At 55.5% G+C, this 26,482-nt stretch carries 26 protein-coding genes; 12 read left to right on the plus strand and 14 right to left on the minus strand.

Annotated elements, in window-relative coordinates:
* Window positions 1-57: 57 nt before the first annotated feature.
* Together mlc and I6L58_RS02515 are read right to left on the minus strand one after the other, a co-directional pair.
* Window positions 58-1,278 carry a sugar metabolism global transcriptional regulator Mlc gene (gene mlc / locus I6L58_RS02510; protein WP_042319713.1) on the minus strand — a complete coding sequence of 407 codons (1,221 nt, stop codon included), beginning with the start codon at window positions 1,276-1,278 and terminating at the stop codon, window positions 58-60.
* Between the two features lie 127 nt (window positions 1,279-1,405).
* Complete coding sequence (locus I6L58_RS02515) at window positions 1,406-2,305, minus strand: LysR family transcriptional regulator (protein ID WP_088207380.1); 900 nt, start codon at window positions 2,303-2,305, stop codon at window positions 1,406-1,408.
* Window positions 2,306-2,425: 120 nt separating this feature from the next.
* Here I6L58_RS02515 and I6L58_RS02520 point away from each other — a divergent pair, with 120 nt between their 5' ends.
* The 4 genes from I6L58_RS02520 (at window position 2,426) to I6L58_RS02535 (ending at window position 6,888) form a co-directional block, all read left to right on the plus strand.
* Window positions 2,426-3,679 carry an MFS transporter gene (locus I6L58_RS02520; RefSeq protein ID WP_042319710.1) on the plus strand — a complete coding sequence of 418 codons (1,254 nt, stop codon included), beginning with the start codon at window positions 2,426-2,428 and terminating at the stop codon, window positions 3,677-3,679.
* 110 nt (window positions 3,680-3,789) lie between these two features.
* Complete coding sequence (locus I6L58_RS02525; protein ID WP_088207381.1) at window positions 3,790-5,277, plus strand: carboxypeptidase M32; 1,488 nt, start codon at window positions 3,790-3,792, stop codon at window positions 5,275-5,277.
* Window positions 5,278-5,425: 148 nt separating this feature from the next.
* Window positions 5,426-5,794 (plus strand): acid resistance repetitive basic protein Asr, encoded by a 369-nt coding sequence (gene asr / locus I6L58_RS02530; RefSeq protein WP_042319707.1) that lies wholly within the window; start codon window positions 5,426-5,428, stop codon window positions 5,792-5,794.
* A 272-nt stretch (window positions 5,795-6,066) separates the two neighbouring features.
* A complete protein-coding gene (locus tag I6L58_RS02535; RefSeq protein WP_088207382.1) occupies window positions 6,067-6,888 on the plus strand; it encodes a trypsin-like serine peptidase in 822 nt (273 codons plus the stop codon).
* 73 nt (window positions 6,889-6,961) lie between these two features.
* Here the strand turns inward: I6L58_RS02535 and mdtI are convergent, their stop codons facing one another.
* The 3 genes from mdtI to I6L58_RS23100 all read right to left on the minus strand — a co-directional run bounded on the left by mdtI (window position 6,962) and on the right by I6L58_RS23100 (window position 7,930).
* Window positions 6,962-7,291: a multidrug/spermidine efflux SMR transporter subunit MdtI gene (gene mdtI, locus I6L58_RS02540; RefSeq protein ID WP_006175007.1), complete on the minus strand. Its 330-nt coding sequence runs from the start codon at window positions 7,289-7,291 to the stop codon at window positions 6,962-6,964.
* Window positions 7,278-7,640, minus strand: a complete 363-nt coding sequence (gene mdtJ, locus I6L58_RS02545) for a multidrug/spermidine efflux SMR transporter subunit MdtJ (RefSeq protein ID WP_058608901.1) — start codon at window positions 7,638-7,640, stop codon at window positions 7,278-7,280. The genes mdtI and mdtJ overlap by 14 nt, the downstream gene beginning before the upstream one ends.
* Window positions 7,641-7,759: 119 nt before the next feature.
* The gene (locus I6L58_RS23100) at window positions 7,760-7,930 is read right to left on the minus strand and encodes a protein YdgV (RefSeq protein WP_088207383.1); all 171 of its coding nucleotides are present in this window, start codon (window positions 7,928-7,930) and stop codon (window positions 7,760-7,762) included.
* Window positions 7,931-8,063: 133 nt separating this feature from the next.
* On the opposite strand from I6L58_RS23100, the gene I6L58_RS02550 reads away from it, so the two are divergent.
* A complete protein-coding gene (locus I6L58_RS02550; RefSeq protein ID WP_006175004.1) occupies window positions 8,064-9,098 on the plus strand; it encodes an AI-2E family transporter in 1,035 nt (344 codons plus the stop codon).
* A gap of 14 nt (window positions 9,099-9,112) precedes the next feature.
* Here the strand turns inward: I6L58_RS02550 and I6L58_RS02555 are convergent, their stop codons facing one another.
* The 3 genes from I6L58_RS02555 to I6L58_RS02565 all read right to left on the minus strand — a co-directional run bounded on the left by I6L58_RS02555 (window position 9,113) and on the right by I6L58_RS02565 (window position 12,107).
* Window positions 9,113-10,060: a zinc-dependent alcohol dehydrogenase family protein gene (locus I6L58_RS02555; RefSeq protein ID WP_088207384.1), complete on the minus strand. Its 948-nt coding sequence runs from the start codon at window positions 10,058-10,060 to the stop codon at window positions 9,113-9,115.
* A 23-nt stretch (window positions 10,061-10,083) separates the two neighbouring features.
* Complete coding sequence (locus tag I6L58_RS02560; RefSeq protein WP_088207385.1) at window positions 10,084-11,112, minus strand: LLM class flavin-dependent oxidoreductase; 1,029 nt, start codon at window positions 11,110-11,112, stop codon at window positions 10,084-10,086.
* 113 nt (window positions 11,113-11,225) lie between these two features.
* Window positions 11,226-12,107 (minus strand): LysR substrate-binding domain-containing protein, encoded by an 882-nt coding sequence (locus tag I6L58_RS02565; RefSeq protein WP_088207386.1) that lies wholly within the window; start codon window positions 12,105-12,107, stop codon window positions 11,226-11,228.
* Between the two features lie 107 nt (window positions 12,108-12,214).
* Between I6L58_RS02565 and I6L58_RS02570 the strand changes: the two genes are divergently transcribed.
* Together I6L58_RS02570 and yajD are read left to right on the plus strand one after the other, a co-directional pair.
* Window positions 12,215-12,796: a nuclear transport factor 2 family protein gene (locus I6L58_RS02570; protein WP_006175000.1), complete on the plus strand. Its 582-nt coding sequence runs from the start codon at window positions 12,215-12,217 to the stop codon at window positions 12,794-12,796.
* Between the two features lie 84 nt (window positions 12,797-12,880).
* On the plus strand, window positions 12,881-13,228 hold the full coding sequence (yajD, locus tag I6L58_RS02575; protein WP_006174999.1) for an HNH nuclease YajD: 348 nt from the start codon (window positions 12,881-12,883) through the stop codon (window positions 13,226-13,228).
* Window positions 13,229-13,327: 99 nt separating this feature from the next.
* Here yajD and I6L58_RS02580 read toward each other — a convergent pair whose 3' ends face one another.
* On the minus strand, window positions 13,328-14,716 hold the full coding sequence (locus I6L58_RS02580; protein WP_088207387.1) for a M24 family metallopeptidase: 1,389 nt from the start codon (window positions 14,714-14,716) through the stop codon (window positions 13,328-13,330).
* A gap of 230 nt (window positions 14,717-14,946) precedes the next feature.
* On the opposite strand from I6L58_RS02580, the gene I6L58_RS02585 reads away from it, so the two are divergent.
* A complete protein-coding gene (locus I6L58_RS02585; RefSeq protein ID WP_088207388.1) occupies window positions 14,947-15,156 on the plus strand; it encodes a hypothetical protein in 210 nt (69 codons plus the stop codon).
* Between the two features lie 59 nt (window positions 15,157-15,215).
* Here the strand turns inward: I6L58_RS02585 and I6L58_RS02590 are convergent, their stop codons facing one another.
* On the minus strand, window positions 15,216-16,082 hold the full coding sequence (locus tag I6L58_RS02590; protein ID WP_042319699.1) for an aldo/keto reductase family oxidoreductase: 867 nt from the start codon (window positions 16,080-16,082) through the stop codon (window positions 15,216-15,218).
* A gap of 140 nt (window positions 16,083-16,222) precedes the next feature.
* On the opposite strand from I6L58_RS02590, the gene tcp reads away from it, so the two are divergent.
* On the plus strand, window positions 16,223-17,884 hold the full coding sequence (gene tcp / locus I6L58_RS02595) for a methyl-accepting chemotaxis citrate transducer (protein WP_088207389.1): 1,662 nt from the start codon (window positions 16,223-16,225) through the stop codon (window positions 17,882-17,884).
* Between the two features lie 76 nt (window positions 17,885-17,960).
* On the opposite strand, the gene smrA is transcribed toward tcp, so the two are convergent.
* Window positions 17,961-18,524, minus strand: coding sequence for a DNA endonuclease SmrA (smrA, locus tag I6L58_RS02600; RefSeq protein ID WP_088207390.1), 564 nt, complete (start codon window positions 18,522-18,524; stop codon window positions 17,961-17,963).
* 823 nt (window positions 18,525-19,347) lie between these two features.
* Here smrA and ogt point away from each other — a divergent pair.
* The 3 genes from ogt to uspE all read left to right on the plus strand — a co-directional run bounded on the left by ogt (window position 19,348) and on the right by uspE (window position 21,887).
* The gene (gene ogt, locus I6L58_RS02605; RefSeq protein ID WP_088207391.1) at window positions 19,348-19,863 is read left to right on the plus strand and encodes a methylated-DNA--[protein]-cysteine S-methyltransferase; all 516 of its coding nucleotides are present in this window, start codon (window positions 19,348-19,350) and stop codon (window positions 19,861-19,863) included.
* Window positions 19,864-20,046: 183 nt separating this feature from the next.
* Entirely contained in the window at window positions 20,047-20,799 is a 753-nt protein-coding gene (gene fnr / locus I6L58_RS02610) for a fumarate/nitrate reduction transcriptional regulator Fnr (RefSeq protein WP_006174991.1), read from the plus strand.
* A 137-nt stretch (window positions 20,800-20,936) separates the two neighbouring features.
* Complete coding sequence (uspE, locus tag I6L58_RS02615; RefSeq protein WP_006174990.1) at window positions 20,937-21,887, plus strand: universal stress protein UspE; 951 nt, start codon at window positions 20,937-20,939, stop codon at window positions 21,885-21,887.
* 41 nt (window positions 21,888-21,928) lie between these two features.
* On the opposite strand, the gene I6L58_RS02620 is transcribed toward uspE, so the two are convergent.
* The 3 genes from I6L58_RS02620 to pntA form a co-directional block, all read right to left on the minus strand.
* Window positions 21,929-23,038: a mechanosensitive ion channel family protein gene (locus tag I6L58_RS02620; RefSeq protein WP_088207392.1), complete on the minus strand. Its 1,110-nt coding sequence runs from the start codon at window positions 23,036-23,038 to the stop codon at window positions 21,929-21,931.
* Window positions 23,039-23,145: 107 nt separating this feature from the next.
* Complete coding sequence (gene pntB / locus I6L58_RS02625) at window positions 23,146-24,534, minus strand: Re/Si-specific NAD(P)(+) transhydrogenase subunit beta (RefSeq protein WP_006174988.1); 1,389 nt, start codon at window positions 24,532-24,534, stop codon at window positions 23,146-23,148.
* A 10-nt stretch (window positions 24,535-24,544) separates the two neighbouring features.
* The gene (gene pntA / locus I6L58_RS02630) at window positions 24,545-26,074 is read right to left on the minus strand and encodes a Re/Si-specific NAD(P)(+) transhydrogenase subunit alpha (protein WP_088207393.1); all 1,530 of its coding nucleotides are present in this window, start codon (window positions 26,072-26,074) and stop codon (window positions 24,545-24,547) included.
* Between the last annotated feature and the right edge of the window lie 408 nt (window positions 26,075-26,482).

A 26,482-nucleotide genomic window follows, 5' to 3' on the forward strand; every position in this document is an offset into this window, starting at 1 on the left:
ATGCCTGCGCTACCCGGCTTGAGATAGCGCAATTTTTCGTACATCTCTGGAAAAGAGTTAACCCTGAAGCAAACGGATCAGTAAAGAACCGTTATACATTGCGTCTTTGACCAGCGCCGCGCCGGCCATAGTGCCCTGGTTAGAAAACTGGGTGCTTTCAACCACGATATTCTTGCTGTACGCGGGCAGAGATTGCTGGTTGATGCAGGCGGATATCGTCGGAAAGAGAATATCGGGTGCCTGGCTCAGCGGCGAACCAATCAGAATTTTTTGTGGATTAAAGAGATTGACCATGATGGCGAGGATCCGGCCCACGTTATTCCCCACGCCGGTAATGATGTCCTTCGCCAGCAGATCGCCCTGCTGCGCGGCGGCGCACAGGGAGTCGACGGTTAAGGGCTGGCCGTGAAGCGAGGAACTCATCGACTGGCTCAGACGCACCTGCGCCAGCTCCAGCACGCTTTCTACACTGGCAATGGTTTCCAGGCAGCCGTGGTTGCCGCAATAGCAGCGCTTACCGTACGGATCGACCTGAGTATGACCAATTTCAACCAGGCTACTGCTTCCGGCATGCAGCAAGCGTCCGTCGGTAATCACGCCGGCCCCGACGTTATGATCGATAACCACCTGAATCACGTCCCGCGCGCCGCGCGAGGCACCAAACAAGGCTTCCGCCATCGTCCAGGCGCTGATGTCGTGCTGAATATAGACGGGCACCCCGGTATGGCTCTCCAGCACATCGCCAAGGGGCATCTCTTTCACGCCGTCGTAAAACGGCATGCGATGCACAATGCCATTTTCCGTATCAATGATGCCGGGCAGGGTGATGGCGATCGCCGTCAGGCGCTCAAGGCGCTGCTGATGGCGTATAAAAAATTGGTCGATATGAGTGAGAATGGCGTCAAGGAGCGGCTGTTCGGCATCAAGCGGCAGATCCAGACGGTCTTCCACCACCAGCTTGCTGCTTAAATCACGCAGGGCAAGGAAGATTTCACCGCGGCTTATGCGCATCGAGAGGTAATGCCAGGCCTCGGTTTCGACAATCAGCCCTACCGCCGGACGTCCACGGCTGCCCGGCTCCTGGATTTCTGTCTCCTGAACAAGATGGGCTTCCAGCATTTCGCGAACAATTTTCGTGATACTGGCAGGCGCCAGTTGAGCCAGGCGCGAAAGATCGATGCGCGAAACCGGTCCGAGCTGATCAATCAGGCGATACACCGCGCCAGCGTTGGTCTGCTTAATCTGATCAATATGCCCTGGCTGACTATCAGCAACCACCTCGTACTCCCTTATTTTCGAGCTTCGAAATAAACTGTGGGCTATGGTGAAGCACTTCAATGGCCGCCGTCAAATTTTTACTTAGCCATGTGATTTACAGCACATTTCTGCCCTCTTTTCCCTGTATTTATCGCCCCTGTGAGGCGCTGATAAGCTGCTTTTTAAAACGCTGTGCCGCCTGGCTCAGTTCATGATGTTTTGACCACACCAGCCACATCTCAGAGACCGCATCCTCTTCGGCAAGCGCAACCCAGCGCATCTCGCGCAGCTGCACCCGCTTAAAGGAGGCCGGCAAGATCGAAACCCCCAGCCCTGCCGCCACCAGGCCGATAATCGTCATCGCCTCTCCCACCTCCTGGGCGATCGTTGGCCTGAGATCGTAGCGACGCAGTAATCCAAGGATATCATCATACAGGCCTGTGCCCACCTGCGGATCAAAAAAGACAAACGGCTCAGCTGCCAGCTCTGTCAGGGTGACGACGGGCTTTGCGGCCAGCGGATGATCGCGCGGGATCATCGCCATCAGCGGCTCGCGCAGGATAACCTCCCACGCCAGCGTGTCGGGGAGCAGAGTATTGCGCATCAGCCCGAGGTCAAGCGACCCCTCGTTGAGGGGCGAAATTTGCTCACGGGTATTAATTTCGCGGGTCTGAATATGCACGTACGGAGAGTGACGGCGAAACGAGGAAAGCGTGGCCGATACTGCACCGATAAAGGGTGCCGAGGAGGTAAAACCGATGCGTAACTCCCCCGTTTCGCCCAGGTACAGGCGTTCCGCCCTGGCGGCGGCGTCGTTCACCAGGCCCAGAATGTGTCGGCTATCGGCAAGAAACTGCCTGCCCGCCGCGGTCAGGCTTACGCTGCGGTTAGTCCTGGCGAGCAGGCGTGCACCAATCTGCTGCTCGAGGATCTGAATTTGCTGGCTCAACGGGGGCTGGGAGATATTCAGACGCGCGGCGGCGCGGCCAAAATGCAGCTCCTCAGCGACCGCGACGAAGTAACGTAGGTGACGCAGCTCGATATTCATATTTATAAAGTATCATTTGAGATTATTAATATATTAGACAGAATATTTACATTTTCCTACTCTGATCCTGTGATCATATTCGTCACCCGTCATCCCGGGGATGTTAAGCAAGGAAACCGTGTGAGTCGTACATCTACCCTCGATATCGATCCGGCAAGCGATATCGATGATTTACCCCCAGCAGCACAGCCGGTGCAGTTCATCAAACGTGGTACCCCTCAGTTTATGCGCGTCACGCTGGCGCTCTTTTCGGCCGGTCTGGCCACCTTTGCCCTGCTCTACTGCGTTCAGCCCATCCTGCCCGTTTTATCCCATGAGTTTGGCGTCTCGCCTGCCACCAGCAGTATTTCGCTCTCCATTTCAACCGGCATGCTGGCGGTGGGCCTGCTGTTCACCGGACCACTTTCAGATGCGATAGGCCGTAAACAGGTGATGGTCACGGCGCTTATGCTGGCGTCCGTATGCACGCTCTTGTCCACCATGATGACCAGCTGGCACGGCATTCTGGTGATGCGCGCCCTGATTGGCTTATCGCTGAGCGGCGTGGCGGCAGTTGGCATGACCTACCTCAGCGAAGAGATCCACCCGAGCTTCGTCGCGTTCTCGATGGGGCTGTACATCAGCGGAAACTCCATCGGCGGGATGAGCGGGCGTCTGCTGAGCGGTGTCTTTACCGACTTCTTTAACTGGCGCATTGCGCTGGCGGTGATTGGTCTCTTCGCCCTTGCCGCCGCGCTGATGTTCTGGAAAATTTTGCCCGCGTCACGCCACTTCCGCCCGACGTCCCTGCGCCCGAAAACGCTGTTTATCAATTTCCGTCTGCACTGGCGGGATAAAGGGCTGCCGCGTTTATTCCTGACCGGTTTCCTGCTGATGGGGTCGTTTGTCACGCTGTTTAATTACATCGGCTACCGTCTGATGCTCTCCCCGTGGCACCTGAGCCAGGCGGTGGTGGGTCTGCTGTCTGTCGCCTATCTGACCGGCACCTGGAGTTCACCGAAAGCCGGAGCGATGACTGCACGGTTTGGCCGTGGCCCCGTGATGCTGGTTTCAACCGCGGTGATGCTGCTCGGTCTGCTGATGACGCTGTTCTCTTCCCTGTGGCTGATTTTTACCGGTATGCTGCTTTTCTCTGCCGGTTTTTTTGCCGCCCACTCCGTCGCCAGCAGCTGGATTGGCCCGCGCGCCCGCCGTGCCAAAGGCCAGGCGTCGTCACTGTATCTCTTTAGCTATTATCTCGGCTCAAGCATTGCCGGGACGCTCGGCGGCGTCTTCTGGCATAACTACGGCTGGAACGGCGTCGGCGGGTTTATCGCCCTGATGCTGTGTGCGGCACTGCTGGTGGGCGGGAGTTTGCATAAACGACTGAAATAGTCCTGGAGTCCCTTCTTTCTGGTGCAGGAAATGTGCAGGGTTTGTGTTGAAATTTTGTTACTATCCACGAACGCTCCTGAAAACATTCCCATCCAGAAGGAAGAACAAGAATGGAAAAAAATCCGCAATACCAACAACTTGTAAAAGTATTCCAGCGTCTCTCCCGTTTCTCCCACCTCTCCTCCATCGCCAGCTGGGATATGTTTACCATGATGCCTCCGGGCGGAAGCGCCGCGCGCGGTGAAGCCCTGGCGGAGATGAGCGTTCTGCAACATCAGATCCTGACCGATAAAAAAGTGGGCGACTGGCTGGCAGCGGCGGCGCAGGAGGATCTGAATGACGTTGAACAGGCTAATCTGCGCGAAATGACGCGCCATTACCAGCAGGCCTCGCTGTTGCCGGAATCGCTGGTAGAGGCCAAATCGCTGGCGGGAAGCAAGTGTGAACATGCCTGGCGTACCCAACGTCCCGCCAATGACTGGCAGGGTTTTTCTGCCAATCTGAAAGAGGTAGTCAAGCTCAGCCGCGAAGAGGCGCGTCTGCGCGCCGAGTCTAAAGGCTGTTCGCCTTACGATGCCCTGCTGGATATTTTTGAACCCGATATGACCAGCGCTCGCCTCGACGTACTGTTTGGCGATATGAAATCCTGGCTGCCGGACCTGCTGGCAAACGTTGTTGAAAAGCAGGCTCAGCAGTCGTTCGTTCCGCCGCAGGGGCCTTTCCCGACGGCGACGCAGCGTGAGCTGGGGCTGGAAGCCATGAAGATGCTTGGCTTCGACTTTAACAGTGGTCGTCTGGACGTCAGCGCGCATCCGTTCTGCGGCGGTGTGCCGGAAGATGTGCGCATCACCACCCGCTATGATGAGAACGAACTGCTCAGCGCCCTGTTTGGCGTGATCCATGAAACCGGCCATGCCCGTTACGAACAAAACCTGCCCCGCGCCTGGGCCGGTCAGCCCATTGCGCTGGCGCGTTCCACGGCCATCCACGAATCCCAGAGCCTGTTCTTCGAGATGCAGTTGGGGCGCAGTAACGCCTTCCTGAAGCACCTGCTCCCGGCGGTGCATGCCCGTTTCGGCAGCCAGGCGGCCTTTAGCGAAGAGAACTTCACCGCCTGGAACCAGCGCGTTAAACCGGGCTACATACGTGTCGATGCCGACGAAGTGAGTTATCCCGCGCATGTGGTGTTGCGTTATGAAATTGAACGTTCGTTGATTAATGGCGAGATTGAAGTGGATGATATTCCGGCCCTGTGGGATGAAAAAATGCAGGCCTGGCTCGGACTGTCCACCAAAGACAACTATCGCAACGGTTGCATGCAGGATATCCACTGGACCGACGGCGGCTTCGGCTACTTCCCGTCCTACACGCTGGGGGCGATGTACGCCGCACAGCTGTTCCACGCCGCCAGTACGGCGCTGCCTGGCCTGCAGGCCTCTATCGCTGAGGGTGATTTCAGCGCTCTGTTTGACTGGCTGCGCCAGAACATCTGGCAACACGGTAGCCGCTTCACCACCTCACAGCTGATCGCTCAGGCCACCGGCGAAGATCTTAACGTTCGCTATTTCCGCGAGCATCTGACCTCACGCTACCTGTAACCGCCTTCGCCGGGTTCGTACCCGGCGTTGTACATATGGTTACACGCGGATACCAATCACTCACGGAAACCCAGAATTTACAGGGATATAGTTATTTCAACGGCCCCGCAGTGGGGTTAACTGAAAAACCAAATTCGAGGGTATGAACATGAAAAAAGTATTAGCTCTGGTTGTTGCCGCTGCTATGGGTCTGTCTTCTGCTGCGTTCGCTGCAGAAACTACCGCGACGCCTGCTGCTGCGCCAACGACCACTACCGCTGCTCCGGCTAAAACCGTTCACCATAAAAAGCATCACAAAGCGGCTAAACCTGCTGCAGAGCAGAAAGCGCAGGCAGCGAAGAAGCACCACAAAAAAGCAACCAAGCCTGCGGTAGAGCAGAAAGCACAGGCGGCGAAAAAGCATCACAAAAAAGCGACCAAGCCAGCGGCTGAACAGAAAGCGCAGGCCGCTAAAAAGCATCACAAAAAAGCGGTAAAACACGAAACGGCTAAACCTGCTGCACAGCCAGCAGCATAAGCGTACACGCTGAACCGTGTCCTTCGGAACACGTTGGTAAACCGGCGCTGAACAGATTGTCAGCGCCGTTTTTTATCCGGAGGGCGTATGCTGCGACGCTATCGGTTTGAGCTCATTCTTATCTTCCTTATTTTATGCGCGCTCATCGCAAGCCATTTTTATCTTTCCTGACTGTAGCACGCTGATTTTACTCCCACTTTAGCGCCGTCCCGTCTATAGTATTTTTACAGGGTTCACTTTTAATAATCATAATTACCCCACCAGAGTGTGATATGCGTAAATCTGTTGTGCTGTTACTGGGAACGTTTGGGCTTTTTTCTGGCTTTACCCATGCGGATGATGGTGATGAAAGCGTCATAAGCGCGAAAGAGGTCAAGACGCTGTTTTTTGGTCATGACGACCGCACGCGCGTTGCCGATCCCACTCAGGCCCCCTGGGATGCCATCGGTCAACTGGAGACCGCCAGCGGTAACCTCTGTACCGCCACGCTCATTACCCCTAAGCTTGCCCTGACGGCAGGCCACTGCCTGCTCACCCCTCCCAACGGGAAACCGGACAAAGCCGTCGCCCTGCGCTTCGTGTCGCTAAAAGGGATATGGCGCTATGAAATCCACGGGATTGAAGGCCGCGTTGATCCGTCGCTCGGTAAAAGGCTCAAGCCCGATGGCGATGGCTGGATCGTGCCGCCTGCGGCTGCTTCATGGGATTTTGGTCTGATCGTGCTGCGTTATCCGCCGTCGGGCATTACCCCGCTGCCGTTGTTTGAGGGAGACAAAGCGGCGCTCACCGCCGCGCTGAAAGCGGCCGACCGCAAAGTCACGCAGTCAGGCTACCCTGTCGATCATCTGGATGCGCTTTATACCCACACGGACTGCGTCGTCACAGGCTGGGCGCAAAACAGCGTGCTTTCGCATCAGTGCGATACCTTACCGGGAGATAGCGGCTCGCCGCTGATGTTAAAAACCGACAACGGCTGGCAGTTAATCGGGGTACAAAGCTCTGCGCCCGCCGCCAAAGACCGCTGGCGTGCCGATAACCGCGCGCTCTCCGTGACCGGCTTTCGTGACAAGCTCGACACACTGGCGCAGCAGTAACGTCTTTTTTCGTCTCCCTCAAACGTAACACAGGCAGCGAATGTCGCTGCCTGTAAACATTGGTGGAGCGGGATCAGGCGAATTTAATCATGATCATGCCCGCCAGTAACAGCACCAGCCCTATCCAGCCTTTGTTATTTAAACGCTGACCGAACAGGATCCAGCCCGCGGCCAGAGTGGCGGCGATACCGAATCCGCCCCAGAGCGCATACGCCACGGAGAGATCGATGCCTTTCACCGCCTGTGACAGGGCGCTAAACGCCCCGAGAACGGCAGCAATCGACATCAGGCCGTAAAACTTACGGCGAAAACCGTCCGAGAACTTCAAAAAAACGTTAGCCGCAATTTCCAGCACGATAGCGAGTCCCAGCCAGGCCGCATGGATCCATTCAAACTGCTGCATGGGTCTGCTCCTTTGGCTGTTTTGTCGGCTTACGTGTACCCGATTTAATCAGCACGATCCCGGCCACCAGCGTGGTCAAACCGGCAATCTTCATGGTCGATAACGTTTCGTCAAATAACATCACGCTGAACAACGTGATCAGCAAAATACCGATACCTTCCCACAGCGCATAGGCGACACCCAGTGCGATTTTTTTAACCGCGAAGGAGAGAAAAATATAGGAAAGGGTAATCATCACCAGCATTAAAATAAAGCCGGTGTTGCCATCACTGACGCTGGCCCATTTCATAGACAGCGTGCCGGTAATTTCAGCGACGATCGCTAATGCTAATAAAATCCAGTAAAACATGGTTTTTCTCCTGCTTGAGAATATAATCCATCGAGGCCCGCTGAGCACAGCAAACCCTAATAATATGAAATTAAATCAGACAGCTAAGCGCATAGCGCCAGCTCAGGCAGAAGATGTGACTACAGCGCGGTGTGCCAGTGTTGCTCACCAAAGAGAAGGCAGAAGGAGGAAGAAATGACAACGGTGTTTTTTGAAAAATACGTCCTGAACAAATTGTCCATAATATTACAATTATCCGCGTTGTTGCTTCTCGTCTTTGCGGATGAAAATTGTCCTCGGTAGTTGAACACGCCTGATTTGTACCATAAGCCAGGAATTTACTCAAAGCCTTTTCAATTCTTTACCCAGCTTGTTTGATTTTGGTTAGTTTTTTTAAACGGCTTTCGCATCTATTATAAATAAAAAGATTATTCAGGAACGTCCATGGCCAAACCCATCATTACCCTGAACGGACTCAAGATTGTCATTATGCTGGGCATGCTGGTGATTATCTTGACCGGCGTGCGCTTTGCCGCTGACATTATCGTGCCCTTTATTCTGGCGCTGTTCATCGCAGTGATCCTCAACCCGCTGGTGCACCGCATGGTCCGGCTGCGCATACCGCGGGTGCTGGCCATTACGTTGCTGATCGGCATTATTATTGTCGCCATGGTGCTGCTGGTGGCCTATCTCGGGACATCGCTGAACGAGCTGGCGCGCACGCTGCCCAAATACCGCTCGTCGCTGGCGATCCCGCTGATGCAACTCGAGCCATGGCTGCAGCGTGCGGGCATAGAAATTTCTGTTGAAGAGCTGCTGAGGTATATCGATCCCAATGCGGCCATGACCATCGTCACCAGCCTGCTGGCCCAGCTCTCCAACGCCATGACCTCCATTTTCCTGCTGTTTTTGACCGTGGTCTTTATGTTACTGGAAGTGCCGCAGCTGCCCGCCAAACTGCAGCAAATGATGGTCCGCCCGGTTGAGGGTATGGGCGCTATTCAGCGCGCGCTGGACAGCGTCTCTCGCTATCTGGTGTTGAAAACCGCCATCAGCCTGGTGACGGGTGCGGTAGTCTGGGGCATGCTGATGGCTCTGGACGTCCGCTTTGCGTTCGTCTGGGGACTGCTGGCCTTTGCCCTGAACTATATTCCCAACATTGGTTCGGTGCTGGCGGCGATCCCACCCATTCTTCAGGTTCTGGTCTTCAGCGGCCTGTACGATGCGCTTGTTCTGCTGGCGGGATACCTGATCGTTAACCTCATTTTCGGAAACATACTGGAACCACGCATGATGGGACGCGGTCTCGGGCTTTCCACCCTTGTCGTTTTCTTATCGCTGATATTCTGGGGCTGGCTGCTTGGCCCGGTCGGGATGCTGCTCTCCGTTCCCCTGACCATCATTGTGAAAATCGGCCTTGAGCAAACCGCGGGCGGGCAAAGCATCGCGGTATTACTCAGCGATATGAGCCATAAATAAGGGGTGCCGGCGGTTCAGACCCCCATCGCCAGCATGGGCTTACCGGGCCTTCCGGCTTCACGATACGCGGCAAGCGCCGCCTTCCACTCCGTCAGGGGATAGAGGGTGGCGTCGCGATATAGGCTTGCCCGCAGCTTCGGCCAGATGCGCCCGAACTCCGCCTGCCATGCCTCTGTGCTCAGTGCACCCAGTGAGTTCCGAATATGGAACCACGCCACGCGCGGTAGCGCCCGCTGCTGACGGAAGGTTTGCCCGCTCAGCAGCCCATAGCAAACAAAGACGCCCTTCTCCGGCATGGCATCCAGGATCGCCTCCGCCAGGCTGCCGCCCGTGGCGTCAAACACCACGTCCGCGCGGGCAGCAACCGCGTTGATTGTTGCCGTATCCTGCTGTGCAATGGGGATGATCCCCATGGCGGCGAGCCGCACGGCATGGACAGGCGAGCGATGGATCCCGTACACCGCCTGCGCTCCGGCCTGGCGCGCCCACTGCCCGAGCAACACCGCACAGTCAGAGCCCGCCGCCGTCAGGAGTATTGTTTTCCCGTCTGGCGGATGGTTATCCAGCATCATCTGTGCCGCCAGCGGGTTGATATACGCTCGTGCGGCAAGCATTGAGTCGATATCGTCCGGCACGGGGATCGCATACCCGGCCGGGCAATCCACGTAGCGCTGCCAGGTTCCCTGCCCCCTCAGCGGCAGCACGCGTTTACCCAGAAGGCAGGCAAACGCCTCGGGTGCCTCAGTGACGATCCCGACCCCTTCGTACCCCGCCACCGCAGGTAATGACGTCCGGTGGCGGTACGCGCCGGTTATCGGGATAAGATCGGAGGCATTGACCGGCGAAAAGAGCATTTGCACCCGCAAATGCTCCGGGGAGCGGGCGTTGAGCCGCGAAACCTCAGGTTGCAGAACGCTGTCTGGCTCGCCGAAACGGCGATACCAGAGGGCAAGATTTTCCATTATGTCTCGCTGTGAAGGCCGGTTTAGCTGTCGCGCCAGCCCAGTGCCGGTGCAACATGCTTAAGAATGGATTCAATAACATGCGCATTGTAATCCACACCCAGCTGGTTTGGCACGGTCAGCAACAGAGTATCCGCTTCAGCGATGGCTTCGTCCTGTTTCAGCTGATCAATCAGCTTGTCAGGCTCCGCTGCATAGCTACGACCAAAGATCGCACGCGTTTTTTCATCGAGGAAGCCCACGCTGTCGCTGTCGTTGCGGCTTGCACCAAAGTAGCTCCGGTCACGATCGTTCATCAGGGCAAAGATGCTGCGGCTCACCGACACGCGCGGCGTCCGGGTATGCCCGGCTTGCGCCCATGCCTCGCGGTAGGCGCGGATCTGTTTTGCCTGTTGAATATGGAACGGCTCGCCGGTTTCATCATCTTTCAGCGTCGAACTTTGCAGGTTCATACCCAACTGAGCGGCCCACACCGCCGTGGCATTTGAGCCCGCCCCCCACCAGATTCGGTCGCGTAAACCTTCAGAGTGGGGTTCCAGACGCAACAGTCCCGGCGGGTTCGGGAACATCGGCTGCGGGTTAGGTTTCGCAAAGCCTTCCCCACGCAGCGCCTCAAGCAGTACCTCGGTGTGGCGGCGCGCCATATCCGACTCGTTTTCGCCTTCCTGCGGCACGTAGCCAAAATAGCGCCAGCCGTCGATCACCTGCTCCGGTGAGCCGCGGCTGATGCCCAGCTGCAGGCGACCGCCGGAAATCAGATCCGCCGCGCTCGCCTCCTCGGCCATATACATCGGGTTTTCATAACGCATATCGATAACGCCCGTGCCAATCTCGATCCGTTTGGTTTTCGCGCCAATGGCGGCCAGCAATGGGAACGGCGAGCTGAGCTGGCGGGCAAAGTGGTGCACGCGGAAATACGCGCCGTCAGCGCCAAGCTCTTCGGCCGCAACGGCCAGATCGATGGATTGCAGCAGCGTGTCCGCCGCGGAACGGGTGGCAGACTGCGACGACGGCGTCCAGTGACCAAATGACAAAAAGCCGATCTTTTTCATAACGCGTATCCTGGTTAAAACGGGTTTCCCCCACTTTACGCATTCCATGATGAGAATAAATACCGTTTCTTTCACTGACCAGGTCAAATAAATTGACGGACCGATCGTGACGCTTACCACGTGCCAGCCACCAGCCCCAGATAGGCGTTCACTGCTGCACTCGGCTCCTGCTTACGGCTGATAAGTACCAGGTTGGCGGTAAAATCGGGCTCGTTCAAAGGACGATAAACCAGCCCCGGGATGTTCACCTGCTGAAGCGGGGCCGGGATCAACGCCAGCCCTAACCCGGTCGCCGCCATCGCCAGAATACTCAGCGTACTGCCGGAGCGGTACGCCACATGACACTGCTCTCCGAGCTTTTGAGTCAGCATGATAAACAGATGCTCATGCGCATCATGCGCGTCGTAAAGCACAAGCGGCTTCCCGGCCAGCATTCCAATGGTCAAACGGGGGTGCTGAGCGAGTGGATGATCGTCCGTCATCGCGACAAGGAACTCCCAGGCTCCGATGCGCCGGACGTGAATTTCCGGTGCTGAAAGCGTGCTGCTTATCGGGGTATACCCGATATCCAACTGTCCGGCACGAATCGCCTCGACCTGGTTCTGCGGGCCCACTTCCTGAATCATGAGCTCAGCGTCAGGAAAACGTTGATGAAAAAGGCGCAGGTCTGCAATCAACCTTCCGCTGAAAATAGCATTGCCTGCGAATCCTACCCGCACCCGCCCCGTTTCGCCACGCATGGCGCGCGCCACGGTCAATTTCGCGTGCTCCGCCTGTTCGAGCGTGCGCCGGGCTTCGGTCATAAAAAGTTCTCCGGCATCAGTCAGTTCGACCCGGCGACTAGTGCGCACAAAAAGCGGGCCACCCAGTTCTGCTTCCAGGGCTTTGATCTGCATGCTCAGGGCCGGTTGCACGATATTCATTTTTTCTGCCGCCCGACCGAAATGGCCCTCTTGCGCGACCGCCAGAAAATAACGCAGATGGCGAAGCTCCATACCCACCTCATCGATAATTAAAAATGATTAATCAGTCATATCTATATATTTCATTTTAGCCTGTTATGGCGTCAAACTGCATCCATCCCATAACAGGAGGAAACACAATGCGTAATCTGGAAAATGACAGACAACAACTCAGTGATTTAATGAATGGCTGGATGCACCGGGACCTTGGCGAATGGCATGCGCTACGTGAGCTTTTCCATCCCGACGGCACGATTGAGATCACCTGGTTTGAAGGACTGGCGAGCGACTTTGTCGACGGCTCTATGCGCATGGGCGCATCTGACCTGCGCACCAAACATTTTATCGCGACGCCTGCCGTGACGTTTAATGCTGAAGGGACTAAAGCGATCCTTGAAACCAACGCGATGATCGTGGCTGAAAATGTGAAGCTCAATATTGGCTGCGAATGCCACAACCGTTTCTACGATCTGGCCGAAAAACGCGACGGCGTGTGGAAGCTCTTTCACCGCCAGAGTATCTACGACATGGGCACGTTCACCTTCCCGCTGGGCCCGGTGGAGATAGATCGCACTGTCGTTGCGAAATACCCGCGTGAATATGCCACCCTCGCCTACCTGCTTGAGCAAAGTGGTTTTCCACTCGGACGAGTATTTGCCACGCGCGGCAGCGATCTGGAAGCGAAAATGAAGGCCGACGGTCAGCGCTGGCTCGCAGCCTGAGCGCGATAACCGGGATCCCGTTACCTTTCTGCGGACTTATGCGATATATTTGCGGCCTGAACTCAATCGCAGGTAATCACTGAAATGGCTCTGATCCCCAAAAACTACGCGCGGCTGGAAAGCGGCTACCGCGAGAAAGCGCTCAAAATTTACCCGTGGGTGTGCGGGCGCTGCTCGCGGGAATTTGTTTACTCCAACCTTCGCGAGTTAACAGTCCATCATATCGATCACGATCATACCAATAACCCGGAAGATGGCAGTAACTGGGAGCTGTTGTGCCTGTTTTGTCACGACCATGAACACTCGAAGTACACCGAAGCCGATCAGTACGGCACCACCGTGGTGGCGGGTGAAGATGCGCAGAAAGATGTCGGCGAAGCGACCTACAACCCTTTCGCGGATTTAAAGTCGTTGATGAATAAAAAGAAATAACCTCCCCGCGTGCGTCCGGTAACGACACTGCCTGAGATCGGGCAGTGTCATCTGCTCAATCCCATGGTGTGGTTAGAGTCCCCCTGGCGTTCCCCATACTTAGCAGGTGAAAGCGCGCTCTTTCGCCAGCAGGAAAGGCCGTAAATAGGCCACGGTGTTGGACAGCGGTATGACGTCGTCGCTGAGCTTAACCTTAAGCACGTCAGTGAGATAACGTTTGCGGGCCTCTATCCTTGCCCACAGCTCGGGATAAGCGCGCCGGATCTCGGCCTGCAGCTGAGCGTCAGCCAGTGCAATGCTCTCTTCAGCACTGACGCCGGTATAGCCCTTCACGGAAGGGATGATATCGATTTGCACAATCATGCCGCTTTTCAGGGTTTGCGTTGAGCCGCTAAACACAGGCGATGACATCCACTCTTCTTCCGCGCTGAGATGGCCCGGATTGAGATGCCAGCCATATTTGTGTTTAGGCAGAACGGATTCGATAAGCGCATAAAGCGCCCCGCCCGCCATGCCAACGTGAATATGTTCAAGCCAGGTGACGACCGCGGCGAAATAGGGTTTTGCGATGCGGTCGAGATAGTCTTTTTGCGTTTCCGGCAGCTCACTTTCATCTGCGATGACAAATCCGGTGCGGCTGGACAACCCACCCCGGAAGCCGGTCGTCATGGACAGCGGCTGGCCGCGCTCAACGGGCTTAAACGTGGGATAAAGGTTGGCCTTTTCAAAACGTGTCCCGGCGGCGGCGATGGTGACAACCGTATTATATTGCCCCTGCGCGGCCAGATAGCTGCCGAGGTCCGCCTCTCGAATGCCGGGTTCTACCGCATTCATGGCGTTCAGCATGCAGGTAGACGCCAGATTTGCGCCATATTCATAGTGCGCAATTTCATTCGCGTTGTTAATGGTGCGCGCGCCGTTATCCCCACCGATAAACAGTGAGGTGGCGTTTTCAATGCTTGCATTCGCCCCGGCAGACTCACGCACAGCATCAACGATAAACGACGGGATATCAAACAACTGTTTATTGTCTGTCAGGGCTGCGGTGAACATTTTCCAGCCGACCAGCCCGATCCGGGCCATGTCCGACAACCCGACCTCGCGGAACAGGGCGTCGAGCGGTTTTTCGTTGTCCATGGGCTGGTTGGGCAGAGAGAAATAAGGACTGTGTTTCAGGCTCATCGGGATGCGTGAATGGGCGGCCATTTTGAGATTTTCATTGCCAAGGATTGCGATCGCCTCCCCGCGCTGCGTCAGGATCAGCAGGCCCTCTTCGAAACGCGGAATGAAACCGGTCAGGTACTCAAAATTGCTGCCATGCTCTTTATCGGCATAAATCATCAGGGCATCAAACCCCGCCTCATGCATGCGCGCCAGGATTTTCGCCTTACGCGACGCCAGGGTGTCATCCGTAAGCGGGACGGGCGCCACATCCGGGAATGCCTCGGGTGCTTCCGTAATCTGCAACTGCACTGCCTTATAATTCATTCTTCTACCCTCACGATCTGCGCTAAACGACGTTTTATCATGCCGTAGTACCCGTCACATAGCTAACCCGATAAACAAAAGGGTGACAAAAGTCACTTCGTACACACATCAAAATGACTTAACCCAGAAAATAAAATTCACTATGCACACACTATGCATTGACTTTACTTTCTCTTGATATCATATTTTACAGCACAAATTAACAAGACACATTCTGGAGGACGTTTTCTATGCCAACCCGTGATTATCCCGAAAAACGGACGGCGCGCGGTTTAGCAAAGGAGGCTGACCTGAAAATGTTGAGCGCACGCATCGATGCTGCCCTGATGGAATACGTCAGGACGACCGCGTATGAAACGCGCAAGAGCAAGCAGGAAATTGTGGCGGAGGCGCTGGCGCTGCACAGGCAGAGCCGTCAGGTGGCGACCGGGGCGGAATAAGCCTGTGCGCCCGTCAGAAAAAAGCCCGGTGAAAGATCGCCGGGCTTATATCGGCACGCTTAACTCGACAGGGAATTCAGGGCATCCAGCGCCTCAGGTGGAAGCTCAAGGTCCGCACTGGCAAGATTTTGCCGCAGATGCGCCACAGACGAGGTGCCCGGGATAAGCAGGATGTTTGGGGAACGTTGCAGTAACCATGCCAGCGCAACCTGCATCGGCGTTGCCCCCAGCGTATCGGCGACCGATTGCAGCCCGGACGATTGCAGCGGCGTAAAGCCCCCGAGCGGGAAGAACGGCACGTAGGCTATCCCCTGCTGCGCAAGGGAATCCACCAGCGCATCATCGCCGCGGTTAACAATGTTATACATGTTTTGCACGCAGACGATGGTTGCGAGGCTCTGCGCTTCGGCAACCTGCGCGGCGGTGACATTACTCAAACCGATGTGTCTTACCAGCCCCTGCTGCTGAAGCTCTGCAAGCGTGCTCAGCGGTTCGGCAATTGAGCCTTCCGCCGGACCGTGCGCGCTGAACATGATCCGCAGGTTCACCACGTCCAGTACGTCCAGCTTAAGGTTACGCAAATTATCGTGTACCGCCTGCGTCAGTTCCGCAGCGGAAAACGCCGGCAGCCAGGAAGCATCCTCCCCACGGCGAGCCCCAATCTTGGTCACGATAGTCAGATCGTCCCGGTACGGGTGCAGCGCCTCGCGGATAAGCTGGTTGGTCACGTGCGGCCCGTAAAAATCACTGGTATCAATGTGATTGACGCCGGCTGCTACCGCTTCGCGAAGCACCTCCAGCGCGGCTTGTTTATCCTTCGGGGGGCCAAACACCCCCGGCCCGGCGAGCTGCATTGCACCATAACCCAGCCGTTTAACCGTACGCGTGCCAAGCGTAAACGTCCCGCTTTTATCTATGCTGCTCATGCTGACCTTCCTCATAAAAATGACTCGGATTTACAACAGGTTCCGTATGGAAACCATTAGTTAAGCAATAGTTAATTAAAGTTTAAAGGGGCTACGACGATAGTAATTATGCAACCCCTGCATCCTAATGGACGACCGCTATGCTGAAAAACCTGCACGTGATCACCGGTATTCTCTTTGCTCTCACCATATTCTGTCTGCTGCAAGTTGTCACGGGAGGCTTGTTCTATTCCGCCGTGAGCAACGACCGTCATAATTTCCAGAACTCCGGGGTACTTAACGCCCAACAGGAGAGCCTGAGCGACAGCGTGAATACGCTGGTGAAAACACGCGTGACCGTCACCCGCGTGGCGATCCGCTATCTGAAAAACCAGCGCGACCCGGCGTCTCTTGCCGCGATCAACACCCTGCTGGGTACCGCCAGCGACTCACTGGTTAAGGCCGAAACGTATCACAACGACTGGCAGAAAATGCCGCAGGTTAAGGGCCAGAACGCGGCCTTAACTGAGGAGATGCAGGCCGCCTGGAAGCAGATGCATGAGGTGATGCGTTTGTCGATTGCGTACCTGCGTGCAGACAATTACCAGGCTTATGGCGATCTTGATGCGCAACAGGCGCAGGATAATATGGAGGCGGTCTACACTCGCTGGCGCGCAGAAAACAATACCCTGCTTAAGGCCGCCGCCGTTGAGAACCAGAGCAGCTTTACCCAGATGCAGTGGACGCTGGGGGCGATCCTGCTGGCGGTGATTGCCGTGCTGATTGTCATCTGGCAGGGGTTGCAGCGCATGCTGTTAAAACCGCTCAACACCATTATGAACCATATTCGTACCATCGCGAGCGGCGATTTGACACAGACCCTTCACCTCTCCGGGCGTAACGAAATGGGCCAGCTCGCAGCCGGTCTGCACGAGATGCAGCAGTCGCTGATCGGCACGGTGAGCGCCGTTCGCGGAAGCACGGACGCCATTTATACCGGGGCGGGCGAAATAGCCGCCGGCAGCAACGATCTCTCGGCCCGGACCGAGCAGCAGGCTGCCTCGCTGGAAGAGACGGCTGCCAGCATGGAGCAGCTGACCGCCACGGTGAAACAGAACTCCGATAACGCCCGACAGGCGACGCTGCTGGCGAAGAACGCCTCTGAAACCGCTGCACGTGGGGGGCAGGTCGTGGATAACGTCGTACGCACCATGACCGACATTGCCGACAGCTCGCGGCAAATTGCGGATATTACCGGCGTCATTGACAGCATCGCCTTCCAGACCAATATTCTGGCGCTGAACGCGGCAGTCGAGGCCGCACGCGCGGGCGAACAGGGTCGGGGTTTTGCCGTGGTCGCGGGCGAAGTTCGCACCTTAGCCAGCCGCAGTGCGCAGGCGGCAAAAGAGATCAAAGGGCTTATCGAGAACTCGGTCAACCGGGTAAACACCGGTTCAGACCAGGTGAGCGAGGCCGGTGCGACCATGAAAGAGATCGTCGCGGCGGTCACCCGCGTGACCGATATCATGGGCGAGATTTCATCCGCCTCTGACGAGCAAAGCCGCGGTATTGAGCAGGTAAGCCTGGCGGTGTCGCAGATGGATAGCGTGACACAGCAAAACGCCGCGCTGGTGCAGGAGTCCGCCACCGCAGCCGCCGCGCTGGAAGATCAGTCCGGGCAGTTACGTCAGGCCGTGGCAGCTTTTCGCCTGAACGTGCAGGAGACGGTTGCCCCACGTCCGACCGGGGTGAAAACACCTCAGCTGTTGCGCCCGGCGACGGCCACGGCAAATGCCGCAGACGCCAACTGGGAAACCTTCTGACATATGCGCTCGCAGACACAATAATGCCAATGAACCGGGGCGTGTTGCGCCAGCATGCCCCGCTCCGAGCCCTGCGCTAGCGGCTACGCTTGGCGTGACGTTCCCAGTTTTCGTGCTTCGCCTCATCGGATTTGCGCAGCGAGACGTAACACGCCCCGCTGCCGCCGTGGTGCGGTTGCGCTTCACAGAATGCCTGCACGTCGTCGAATTCGGTCAACCAGCGCGCCAGATAGCTGCGCACCACGTTGGGATGGGCGTTTTGCTCGCGCCCCTTACCGTGGATGATAATCAGATTACGCAAGCCATCGCGACCGGCCTGGCGAATAAAGGAATAGAGCATCTGGCGGCAGCGTTCGACGGGCTGGCGCAGCAGGGTCAGGCTGGCCTGACGGGAGTATTTCCCCGCACGCAGTTTCTCAATCACGCCCTGCTGGACCCCATCGCGCTTAAACGCCAGCGGCTCCTCAAGCGGAAGCAGTTCCAGGAACCCAAGCGTCAGAAATTTATCCAGCTGCTCGGTATCAATATCCTGACGCTCCCGCGTGTTGCGGTTGGCCTGCCAGTGTATGTCCGCACAGCGTTTCAGGGGCTGGACATCTTCCATGGCGTCTAAGAAAAGGGATTTATCTTCAGGATTCATGGAAATTCTCCGGCTGCATCTGAACATCTACTATACCTGCGCCAGTCGCGGGCCTCAATCTTCCGCTTTTGGCGAGTTTCACCGATCCTTCATCGGGCAAATATAATTTTAGTGAATATATTAAATAACCATTCACTAAATAATTTAAGTAAACTTAACTAAAATTTCAGCGCTAATAAAATGATAAATTTAAGTTAAAAAATCGTGAAATCAATCACTACTCTCTCTATCTTTTTAGCGGAAAACTGTTATAACTGATCAGACCTGCCGAAGGAATAAAACATGCGGGACTTGCGAATGGACGCACTGCTGTGTGTACTATAGGGTCTGTCTGATGTCGGACAGGCTCTGTTTTTTTACTTATTTTATTTCGACACTCTTTATTGGCTTTTTATAGCGCTATGCGGGGCTCTGCCTGGCACCCGCGCAGTTAGGGTTTCGTGTCATAAGAATCGCGACAAATGAAAATGATTCGCAAATAATACCGATACGCATTATTCTTAGCGCGTTAAATACATTTTCCGCATTATGACAAATAACCTCCCCCTTGCTCGCTTATAAGCAAATGCATATTACGCAATCGTCTTCTGAAGCCGGATATCCTTTCCGATAAACGCCTGCTTATACATTAACTCGCTCTGCCTCATATTAATCAGCAATCGTGCTGACATGGGGTAATTGATGACTGCCCGTCAGGCAGAGTACCTCCAATTCGCTGGCCTCATCATGACGGCGTATCTTTTTAGGGGTATGGCTGGTGAGGCAACTGGCATGGTATCTTGTCGTCCTGCCGCCTGGACCGCATACGGACGAAGGACTGAAGATGCTGAGATTACTCGAAGATAAAATTGCGACGCCCCTCGGGCCGCTGTGGGTGATTACGGATGAGCAATACCATCTGCGCGCCGTTGAATGGGAAGAGCACAGCGACCGTATGGAAGCGTTGCTTAACATCCATTACCGCGCGCAGGGTTATGAGCGTGTATCTGCCACCAACCCGGGTGGCCTCAGCGATAAACTTACTGCCTGGTTCGAAGGCGAACTCGACATCATCAACGACCTGCCTACCGCCACGGGCGGAACGCCCTTCCAGCGCGAAGTCTGGCAGGCGCTGCGGACTATTCCCTGCGGGCAGGTTATGCACTACGGCCAACTCGCGGAGCAGCTCGGTCGGGCGGGCGCAGCACGCGCGGTGGGTGCCGCTAACGGCTCGAATCCTGTCAGTATTGTGGTTCCCTGCCATCGCGTCATCGGACGCAACGGCACCATGACGGGCTATGCCGGTGGCGTGCAGCGTAAGGAGTGGTTACTGCGTCACGAAGGGTATCTTTTGCTGTAGAAACCAGGCTTTTAGTGCTTAATTTTCTTCCGGTTAGGCTAAAAATCCATAATCAAGCTGTGGAATTTCAAGAAGATGGCAACACGTTGGCGTCTCTTGTGCTTATTGGTCGTTTGCCAGGCTTACGTACTTACCAAAAAGATGTTAAAATTGACCAATATCAATTAAGGCTTGAGCAAACCTATGATCCCGGAAAAGCGAATTATACGACGCATTCAGTCTGGCGGTTGTGCTATCCATTGCCAGGATTGCAGCATCAGCCAGCTCTGTATCCCGTTTACTCTGAATGAGCATGAACTCGATCAGCTTGATAATATCATCGAGCGCAAAAAGCCGATTCAGAAAGGGCAGACGCTGTTTAAAGCGGGAGACGAACTGAAATCGCTCTATGCTATCCGCTCTGGCACCATTAAAAGCTACACCATCACCGAGCAAGGCGATGAGCAGATCACCGGCTTCCATCTGGCGGGCGACCTGGTAGGCTTTGATGCCATCGGTACTGGCCACCACCCGAGCTTTGCTCAGGCGCTGGAAACCTCTATGGTTTGCGAAATCCCGTTCGAAACGCTGGACGACCTGTCCGGGAAGATGCCTAACCTGCGCCAGCAGATGATGCGTCTGATGAGCGGTGAGATCAAAGGCGACCAGGATATGATCCTGCTGCTTTCTAAAAAGAATGCAGAAGAGCGCCTGGCTGCGTTTATCTATAACCTCTCCCGTCGTTTCGCAGAACGTGGCTTCTCCCCACGCGAATTCCGTCTGACGATGACGCGCGGCGATATCGGTAACTACCTCGGTCTGACCGTTGAAACCATCAGCCGCCTGCTGGGTCGTTTCCAGAAAAGCGGCATGCTGGCGGTAAAAGGTAAATATATCACCATCGAAAACGGTGAAGCGCTGGCGGTCCTCGCCGGACACGCCCGCAACGTGGCGTAACCGCTTCGCACGACGCCTGCCAGATCGATAAATCTTCGTAATTATTGATCTGGCAAAACTCTCCCCCCTGTTTCATTCAACATATATAGGTTACTCTTTTAATTACAGACTGTGGTGACAGTTGTAAGGAGACCTGTATGGCAAAGTATCAAAACATGCTGGTGGCCATCGATCCTAACCAGGACGATCAACCCGCTTTACGGCGTGCTGTGTATTTACATCAACGGATTGGCGGCAAAATTAAAGCGTTTTTGCCGATCTACGACTTCTCGTATGAGATGACCACCCTTCTGTCCCCTGACGAGCGTACCGCGATGCGTCAGGGCGTGATCGGCCAGCGTACCGCGTGGATCCGTGAACAGGCAAAATATTACCTGGACGCGGGCGTTCCCATCGACATCAAAGTGGTCTGGCACAACCGTCCCTTCGAAGCCATTATCCAGGAAGTGATCGCCGGTGGGCACGATCTCCTGCTGAAAATGACGCACCAGCACGACAAACTCGAATCTGTGATCTTTACCCCTACCGACTGGCACCTGCTGCGTAAATGCCCTTGCCCGGTATGGATGGTGAAGGACCAGCCGTGGCCGGAAGGCGGAAAAGCTGTCGTGGCGGTCAACCTGGCAAGCGAAGAGGATTATCATAATTCCCTTAACGAGAAGCTGGTAAAAGAGACGCTTCACCTCGCCGAACAGGTCAACCATACCGAGGTACACCTGGTAGGCGCGTATCCCGTCACGCCGATCAATATTGCCATCGAGCTGCCTGAATTTGATCCCAGCGTCTATAACGACGCGATCCGCGGTCAGCATCTGCTGGCGATGAAAGCGTTGCGTCAGAAATTCAGCATCGATGAGAAAATGACCCACGTTGAAAAAGGGTTGCCTGAAGAGGTTATTCCTGACCTTGCCGAGCATCTGCAGGCCGGGATTGTGGTGCTGGGGACCATTGGCCGCACCGGTATTTCTGCCGCCTTCCTGGGCAATACCGCCGAACAGGTGATCGACCATCTGCGCTGTGACCTGCTGGTCATTAAACCGGATGAGTATCAGACCCCGGTTGAACTGGACGATGAAGAAGACGATTGACCCCTAAATAAAAGCCCGCCGGTAAAGGCGGGCTTTTTTCATTACGCTTCGCTCAACCGTTGCGCAGGTGCCTCGTCTACGGCATCCATCCAGGGCGCGTGGAGAACCATGCTCGGCAGCGCCAGCTCGATCTCCTGCTGGTTCAGCCCCTCCAGAATACGGATATTAATCTCCTGCTGAATATCCATGTATTTGTTGTAATCCGCTGTATCAACGATATGAACCACCTCAAAGGTCAGGCGATCGCGATCGAAGCCCAGGAAATGGGCGCGGTCAAACTTCGTCTCACCGACGTCAGTAATAATCTGTTTGACCATCTCACCGACAGAACGCAGTTTGTCCGGCGCCGTATCGCTGGCGACACCGAAGGTAAAGACGATTCGCCGAGTTTGCATACGCTTATAGTTATGCAGCGTCTGTTGCAGCAGGATGGCGTTTCCGCAGACAATCTGCTCCCCGCTCAGGCTGCGGATACGGGTGGTTTTCAGACCAATGTGCTCAACCGTCCCCGCAACATCGTTGAACACCACAAAATCGCCAATTTCGAAGGGTTTATCAAAACCGATAGACAGTGAGGCAAAGACATCGCTCAGGATTGTCTGCACCGCGAGGGCGATGGCAATACCCCCTACCCCAAGGCTGGCAACCAGAGCAGTGATGTTGACGCCCGCGTTAGCAAGAATAGACAGCAGCATCACTGACCAGACAATGGCACGGAGGATAAGCCCCGTGATCACCAGCGTCACCGGATTTTTATGGCTTCCCGGCGCCAGCATGACGTGATGAAGCCACGACACCACCCCCTGATCCATCCAAAGCGCCACCTGGATCGCGAAGACCAGGAACCAGGCGTGGCTCACGGTGCCAAAGAGATGGTCGGGTAAGTCGATAAAACGCAGGCTGAACAACAGCGCCACGATAAACAGCAGGATACGGCTGGTGCGGTTAAGCATGTCCGTCAGGATAAAGCGCATCCGATTGGTGGTGGGGTGCTTGTCGCCCCAGGTGGTAATCCCTTTTTTAACGAAGGCGATCAGGCGCGTCAGCAGCCAGTACACCAGCAGCGTCACAAAGACCACCGTGGCAACGCCTATCCAGAAAGACGGCGTCATCATCAGCTCGATGATGTCGAAGCGGGACAAAAATCGCATTACACCTCCTCATATTACACAAAGGGTAAAGTATAGACAGAGGAGAAAAGCTGGCCGCAGAAATAAGAAAACCGCCCCTGAGGGCGGTTTGTCAGGATGAAGCAGAATTACAGCGCTTTCAGAATCGCATCCACGCTGGCCTTGGCGTCGCCAAACAGCATATGGGTGTTCTCCTTGAAGAACAGCGGGTTCTGTACACCAGCATAGCCGGTGTTCATTGAGCGTTTAAAGACAATGACATTCTGTGCCTTCCACACTTCCAGAACCGGCATACCGGCAATCGGACTACGCGGATCGTCCTGCGCTGCCGGGTTTACGGTGTCGTTAGCGCCAATTACCAGCACGGTGTCGGTATCGGCGAAATCATCGTTGATTTCATCCATCTCCAGCACGATGTCATAAGGCACCTTGGCTTCCGCCAGCAGCACGTTCATGTGGCCCGGCAGACGCCCGGCGACCGGGTGAATACCAAAGCGAACCTTGATCCCACGCGCGCGCAGCCTCTCGGTGATTTCCGCCACCGGGTACTGTGCCTGTGCAACCGCCATGCCGTAGCCCGGGGTGATGATCACCGAATGGGCGTTTTTCAGCATCTCTGCGGTGTCTTCTGCGGAAATCTCGCGGTGCTCGCCCACTTCTTCATCAGAACCGGTAGAAGAACCGTCAGTACCAAAGCCACCCGCGATGACGCTGATAAACGAGCGGTTCATCGCTTTACACATGATGTAGGACAGGATCGCACCGGAAGAACCCACCAGCGCACCGGTGACGATCAGCAGGTCGTTGCTTAACATAAAGCCCGCCGCTGCCGCTGCCCAGCCCGAATAGGAGTTCAGCATCGATACCACGACCGGCATATCTGCCCCACCGATGGAGGCCACCAGATGCCAGCCAAACGCCAGCGCGATGATAGTCATCACCAGCAGCGCCAGAACCTGCACGCCCACGCTTTCGGTCTGCACGAAGATCAGCAGCAACACAAAGGATACGACCAGCGCCGCCAGGTTCAGCTTGTGACGGTTAGGCAACATCAGCGGTTTTGAGGAAATTTTGCCGCGCAGTTTGCCAAAGGCCACAATTGAACCGGTAAAGGTGACCGCACCGATGAAGATCCCAAGGAACACTTCGGTCAGGTGAATGTTTACCAGAATCGGCTCCATCCCCGGTTCGTGATACAGGTAGCTGTTGAAGCCCACCAGCACCGCCGCCAGCCCGACAAAGCTGTGCAGGATCGCCACCAGCTCTGGCATTTCGGTCATTTCAACGCGTTTTGCCAGGCGAATACCAATCGCCCCGCCGATGATCATCGCCACCAGGATCCACGCAACGTTGCCGGTATCCGGCCCGAAGATGGTGGCAATCAGCGCAATCGCCATCCCGGCGATACCAAAGTTATTTCCCTGTTGAGACGTTTCGTGTTTGGAAAGCCCCGCCAGACTGAAAATAAACAGGATTGCAGCAACAATGTATGCGGCTGTGACTAATCCTCCAGACATATGCTACCCCTTAGCCTTTACGAAACATTTTCAGCATGCGCTGAGTGACGGTGAAACCACCGAAAATATTGATACTGGCGATCAGCACCGCGATAAAGCTCAGGAAGCTGATCCAGCCGCCGTGACCAATCTGGAGTAATGCCCCCACCACGATGATCCCCGAGATGGCGTTGGTAACGGACATCAGCGGCGTATGCAGCGCATGGGAGACGTTCCACACCACGTAGTAACCCACCACGCAGGAGAGCGCGAAGACGGTGAAGTGGCCGAGGAACTCTTTCGGCGCAACGTCGGCCAGCCAGCCAAACAGAATAATCACCAGCGCCATGATCGCGTATTTGCGCCACGGCGAGGCCGGTTTCGCGGGCTCTACAGGCTCAGGCGCGGCTTTAGGGGCGGCCTGGGGCTGGGCGGAAACCTGAATCGGTGGTGCAGGCCAGGTGATTTCACCGTCGCGTACCACCGTGACGCCGCGCACCACCACATCGTCGAAATCAACGGTGATGTTGCCGTCTTTCTCTTTGCAGAGCAGCTTCAGCAGGTTGACGAGGTTGGTGCCGTAAAGCTGGGAAGACTGCGTTGGCAGACGGCCCGGCAGATCGGTATAGCCGATCACCTTCACGCCGTTGGCCGTGGTGATGACCTGATTCGGCACGGTGTATTCACAGTTCCCGCCGTTCTGCGCGGCCAGATCGACGATCACGCTGCCCGGGTTCATGCTGTCGACCATTTCACGGGTGATCAGCTTCGGTGCTGGTTTACCCGGGATCAGCGCGGTGGTGACGATAATATCGACCTCTTTCGCCTGCGCGGCAAAGAGCGCCATTTCCGCCTTGATAAAGGCTTCGGACATCACCTTCGCGTAGCCGTCACCGCTGCCCGCCTCTTCCTTGAAGTCCAGCTCAAGGAATTCGGCCCCCATACTTTGTACCTGTTCCTTCACTTCCGGGCGGGTATCAAACGCACGGACGATAGCGCCGAGGCTGTTGACTGCCCCGATTGCCGCCAGGCCCGCCACGCCCGCACCAATCACCATCACCTTCGCCGGAGGCACTTTGCCCGCGGCGGTGATCTGACCGGTAAAGAAGCGACCAAATTCGTGAGCGGCTTCGACGATCGCGCGGTATCCGGCGATATTGGCCATCGAACTTAAAGCATCCAGCGACTGCGCGCGTGAGATACGCGGCACAGAGTCCATCGCCATCACGGTCACGCCGCGTGCCGCCAGTTTCTCCATCAGTTCCGGATTCTGCGCAGGCCAGAGGAAGCTCACCAGCGTCGTGCCCGCGTTAAGCAGCTCGATCTCACTCTCTTCTGGCGCATTCACCTTGAGAATGATTGGTGATTGCCAGACTTCCGCGCTGTCTACGACTTCTGCGCCAGCCTGAATGAAGGCCTCGTCATCGAAACTTGCCAGCTTGCCCGCGCCGCGTTCAACCGCGACGGTAAAACCCAGTTTAAGCAGCTGCTCCACCGTCTTCGGCGTTGCCGCTACGCGGGTCTCATTGGCTAACCGTTCTTTTGGTACCCCAATACGCATAGTTTTCCCTTCCATCGGTTATTGATGATGGTTTGTCGATAAATGACCGCGGCTTGTATCATTTTCGCCACCGACATAGCGGCGAAAAATGAATCACCCCGGAAAATAAAACAGTAACAAACTTTCTATAACCTACTGAAAATAGCGCCTGTGATCTACCGCCATAAAACACTATTTCTTATTTTATCTGTCAAAAATAAGCGATCGGCGTCACTGACAGGGATATTTACCTTAAATTCATCGCGAAGACCGATAAATCGCGCAAGCGAGGCGGTAAAAACATGATATAGCGCCATATGAGAACAACTTATTAACATTAAATTAACTTGTAAAAGTCATATGCTTCATCAGTTTTGCTTGTCAAACGTCTGTTTTTTCAACATATCACTAAATGCTATCGAATTGGGT

It is taken from the genome of Enterobacter cancerogenus (assembly GCF_019047785.1).
In the GTDB taxonomy this organism is placed as follows: domain Bacteria; phylum Pseudomonadota; class Gammaproteobacteria; order Enterobacterales; family Enterobacteriaceae; genus Enterobacter; species Enterobacter cancerogenus.

Bases quoted from the DNA above. Each gene is read 5' to 3' on its own strand.
- I6L58_RS02515 (WP_088207380.1), bottom strand. From the start codon at position 2,305: ATGAATATCGAGCTGCGTCACCTACGTTACTTCGTCGCGGTCGCTGAG.
- I6L58_RS02525 (WP_088207381.1), top strand. From the start codon at position 3,790: ATGGAAAAAAATCCGCAATACCAACAACTTGTAAAAGTATTCCAGCGT.
- asr (WP_042319707.1), top strand. From the start codon at position 5,426: ATGAAAAAAGTATTAGCTCTGGTTGTTGCCGCTGCTATGGGTCTGTCT.
- I6L58_RS02535 (WP_088207382.1), top strand. From the start codon at position 6,067: ATGCGTAAATCTGTTGTGCTGTTACTGGGAACGTTTGGGCTTTTTTCT.
- mdtI (WP_006175007.1), bottom strand. From the start codon at position 7,291: ATGCAGCAGTTTGAATGGATCCATGCGGCCTGGCTGGGACTCGCTATC.
- mdtJ (WP_058608901.1), bottom strand. From the start codon at position 7,640: ATGTTTTACTGGATTTTATTAGCATTAGCGATCGTCGCTGAAATTACC.
- I6L58_RS02550 (WP_006175004.1), top strand. From the start codon at position 8,064: ATGGCCAAACCCATCATTACCCTGAACGGACTCAAGATTGTCATTATG.
- I6L58_RS02555 (WP_088207384.1), bottom strand. From the start codon at position 10,060: ATGGAAAATCTTGCCCTCTGGTATCGCCGTTTCGGCGAGCCAGACAGC.
- I6L58_RS02560 (WP_088207385.1), bottom strand. From the start codon at position 11,112: ATGAAAAAGATCGGCTTTTTGTCATTTGGTCACTGGACGCCGTCGTCG.
- I6L58_RS02565 (WP_088207386.1), bottom strand. From the start codon at position 12,107: ATGGAGCTTCGCCATCTGCGTTATTTTCTGGCGGTCGCGCAAGAGGGC.
- I6L58_RS02570 (WP_006175000.1), top strand. From the start codon at position 12,215: ATGCGTAATCTGGAAAATGACAGACAACAACTCAGTGATTTAATGAAT.
- yajD (WP_006174999.1), top strand. From the start codon at position 12,881: ATGGCTCTGATCCCCAAAAACTACGCGCGGCTGGAAAGCGGCTACCGC.
- I6L58_RS02580 (WP_088207387.1), bottom strand. From the start codon at position 14,716: ATGAATTATAAGGCAGTGCAGTTGCAGATTACGGAAGCACCCGAGGCA.
- I6L58_RS02585 (WP_088207388.1), top strand. From the start codon at position 14,947: ATGCCAACCCGTGATTATCCCGAAAAACGGACGGCGCGCGGTTTAGCA.
- I6L58_RS02590 (WP_042319699.1), bottom strand. From the start codon at position 16,082: ATGAGCAGCATAGATAAAAGCGGGACGTTTACGCTTGGCACGCGTACG.
- tcp (WP_088207389.1), top strand. From the start codon at position 16,223: ATGCTGAAAAACCTGCACGTGATCACCGGTATTCTCTTTGCTCTCACC.
- smrA (WP_088207390.1), bottom strand. From the start codon at position 18,524: ATGAATCCTGAAGATAAATCCCTTTTCTTAGACGCCATGGAAGATGTC.
- ogt (WP_088207391.1), top strand. From the start codon at position 19,348: ATGCTGAGATTACTCGAAGATAAAATTGCGACGCCCCTCGGGCCGCTG.
- fnr (WP_006174991.1), top strand. From the start codon at position 20,047: ATGATCCCGGAAAAGCGAATTATACGACGCATTCAGTCTGGCGGTTGT.
- uspE (WP_006174990.1), top strand. From the start codon at position 20,937: ATGGCAAAGTATCAAAACATGCTGGTGGCCATCGATCCTAACCAGGAC.
- I6L58_RS02620 (WP_088207392.1), bottom strand. From the start codon at position 23,038: ATGCGATTTTTGTCCCGCTTCGACATCATCGAGCTGATGATGACGCCG.
- pntB (WP_006174988.1), bottom strand. From the start codon at position 24,534: ATGTCTGGAGGATTAGTCACAGCCGCATACATTGTTGCTGCAATCCTG.
- pntA (WP_088207393.1), bottom strand. From the start codon at position 26,074: ATGCGTATTGGGGTACCAAAAGAACGGTTAGCCAATGAGACCCGCGTA.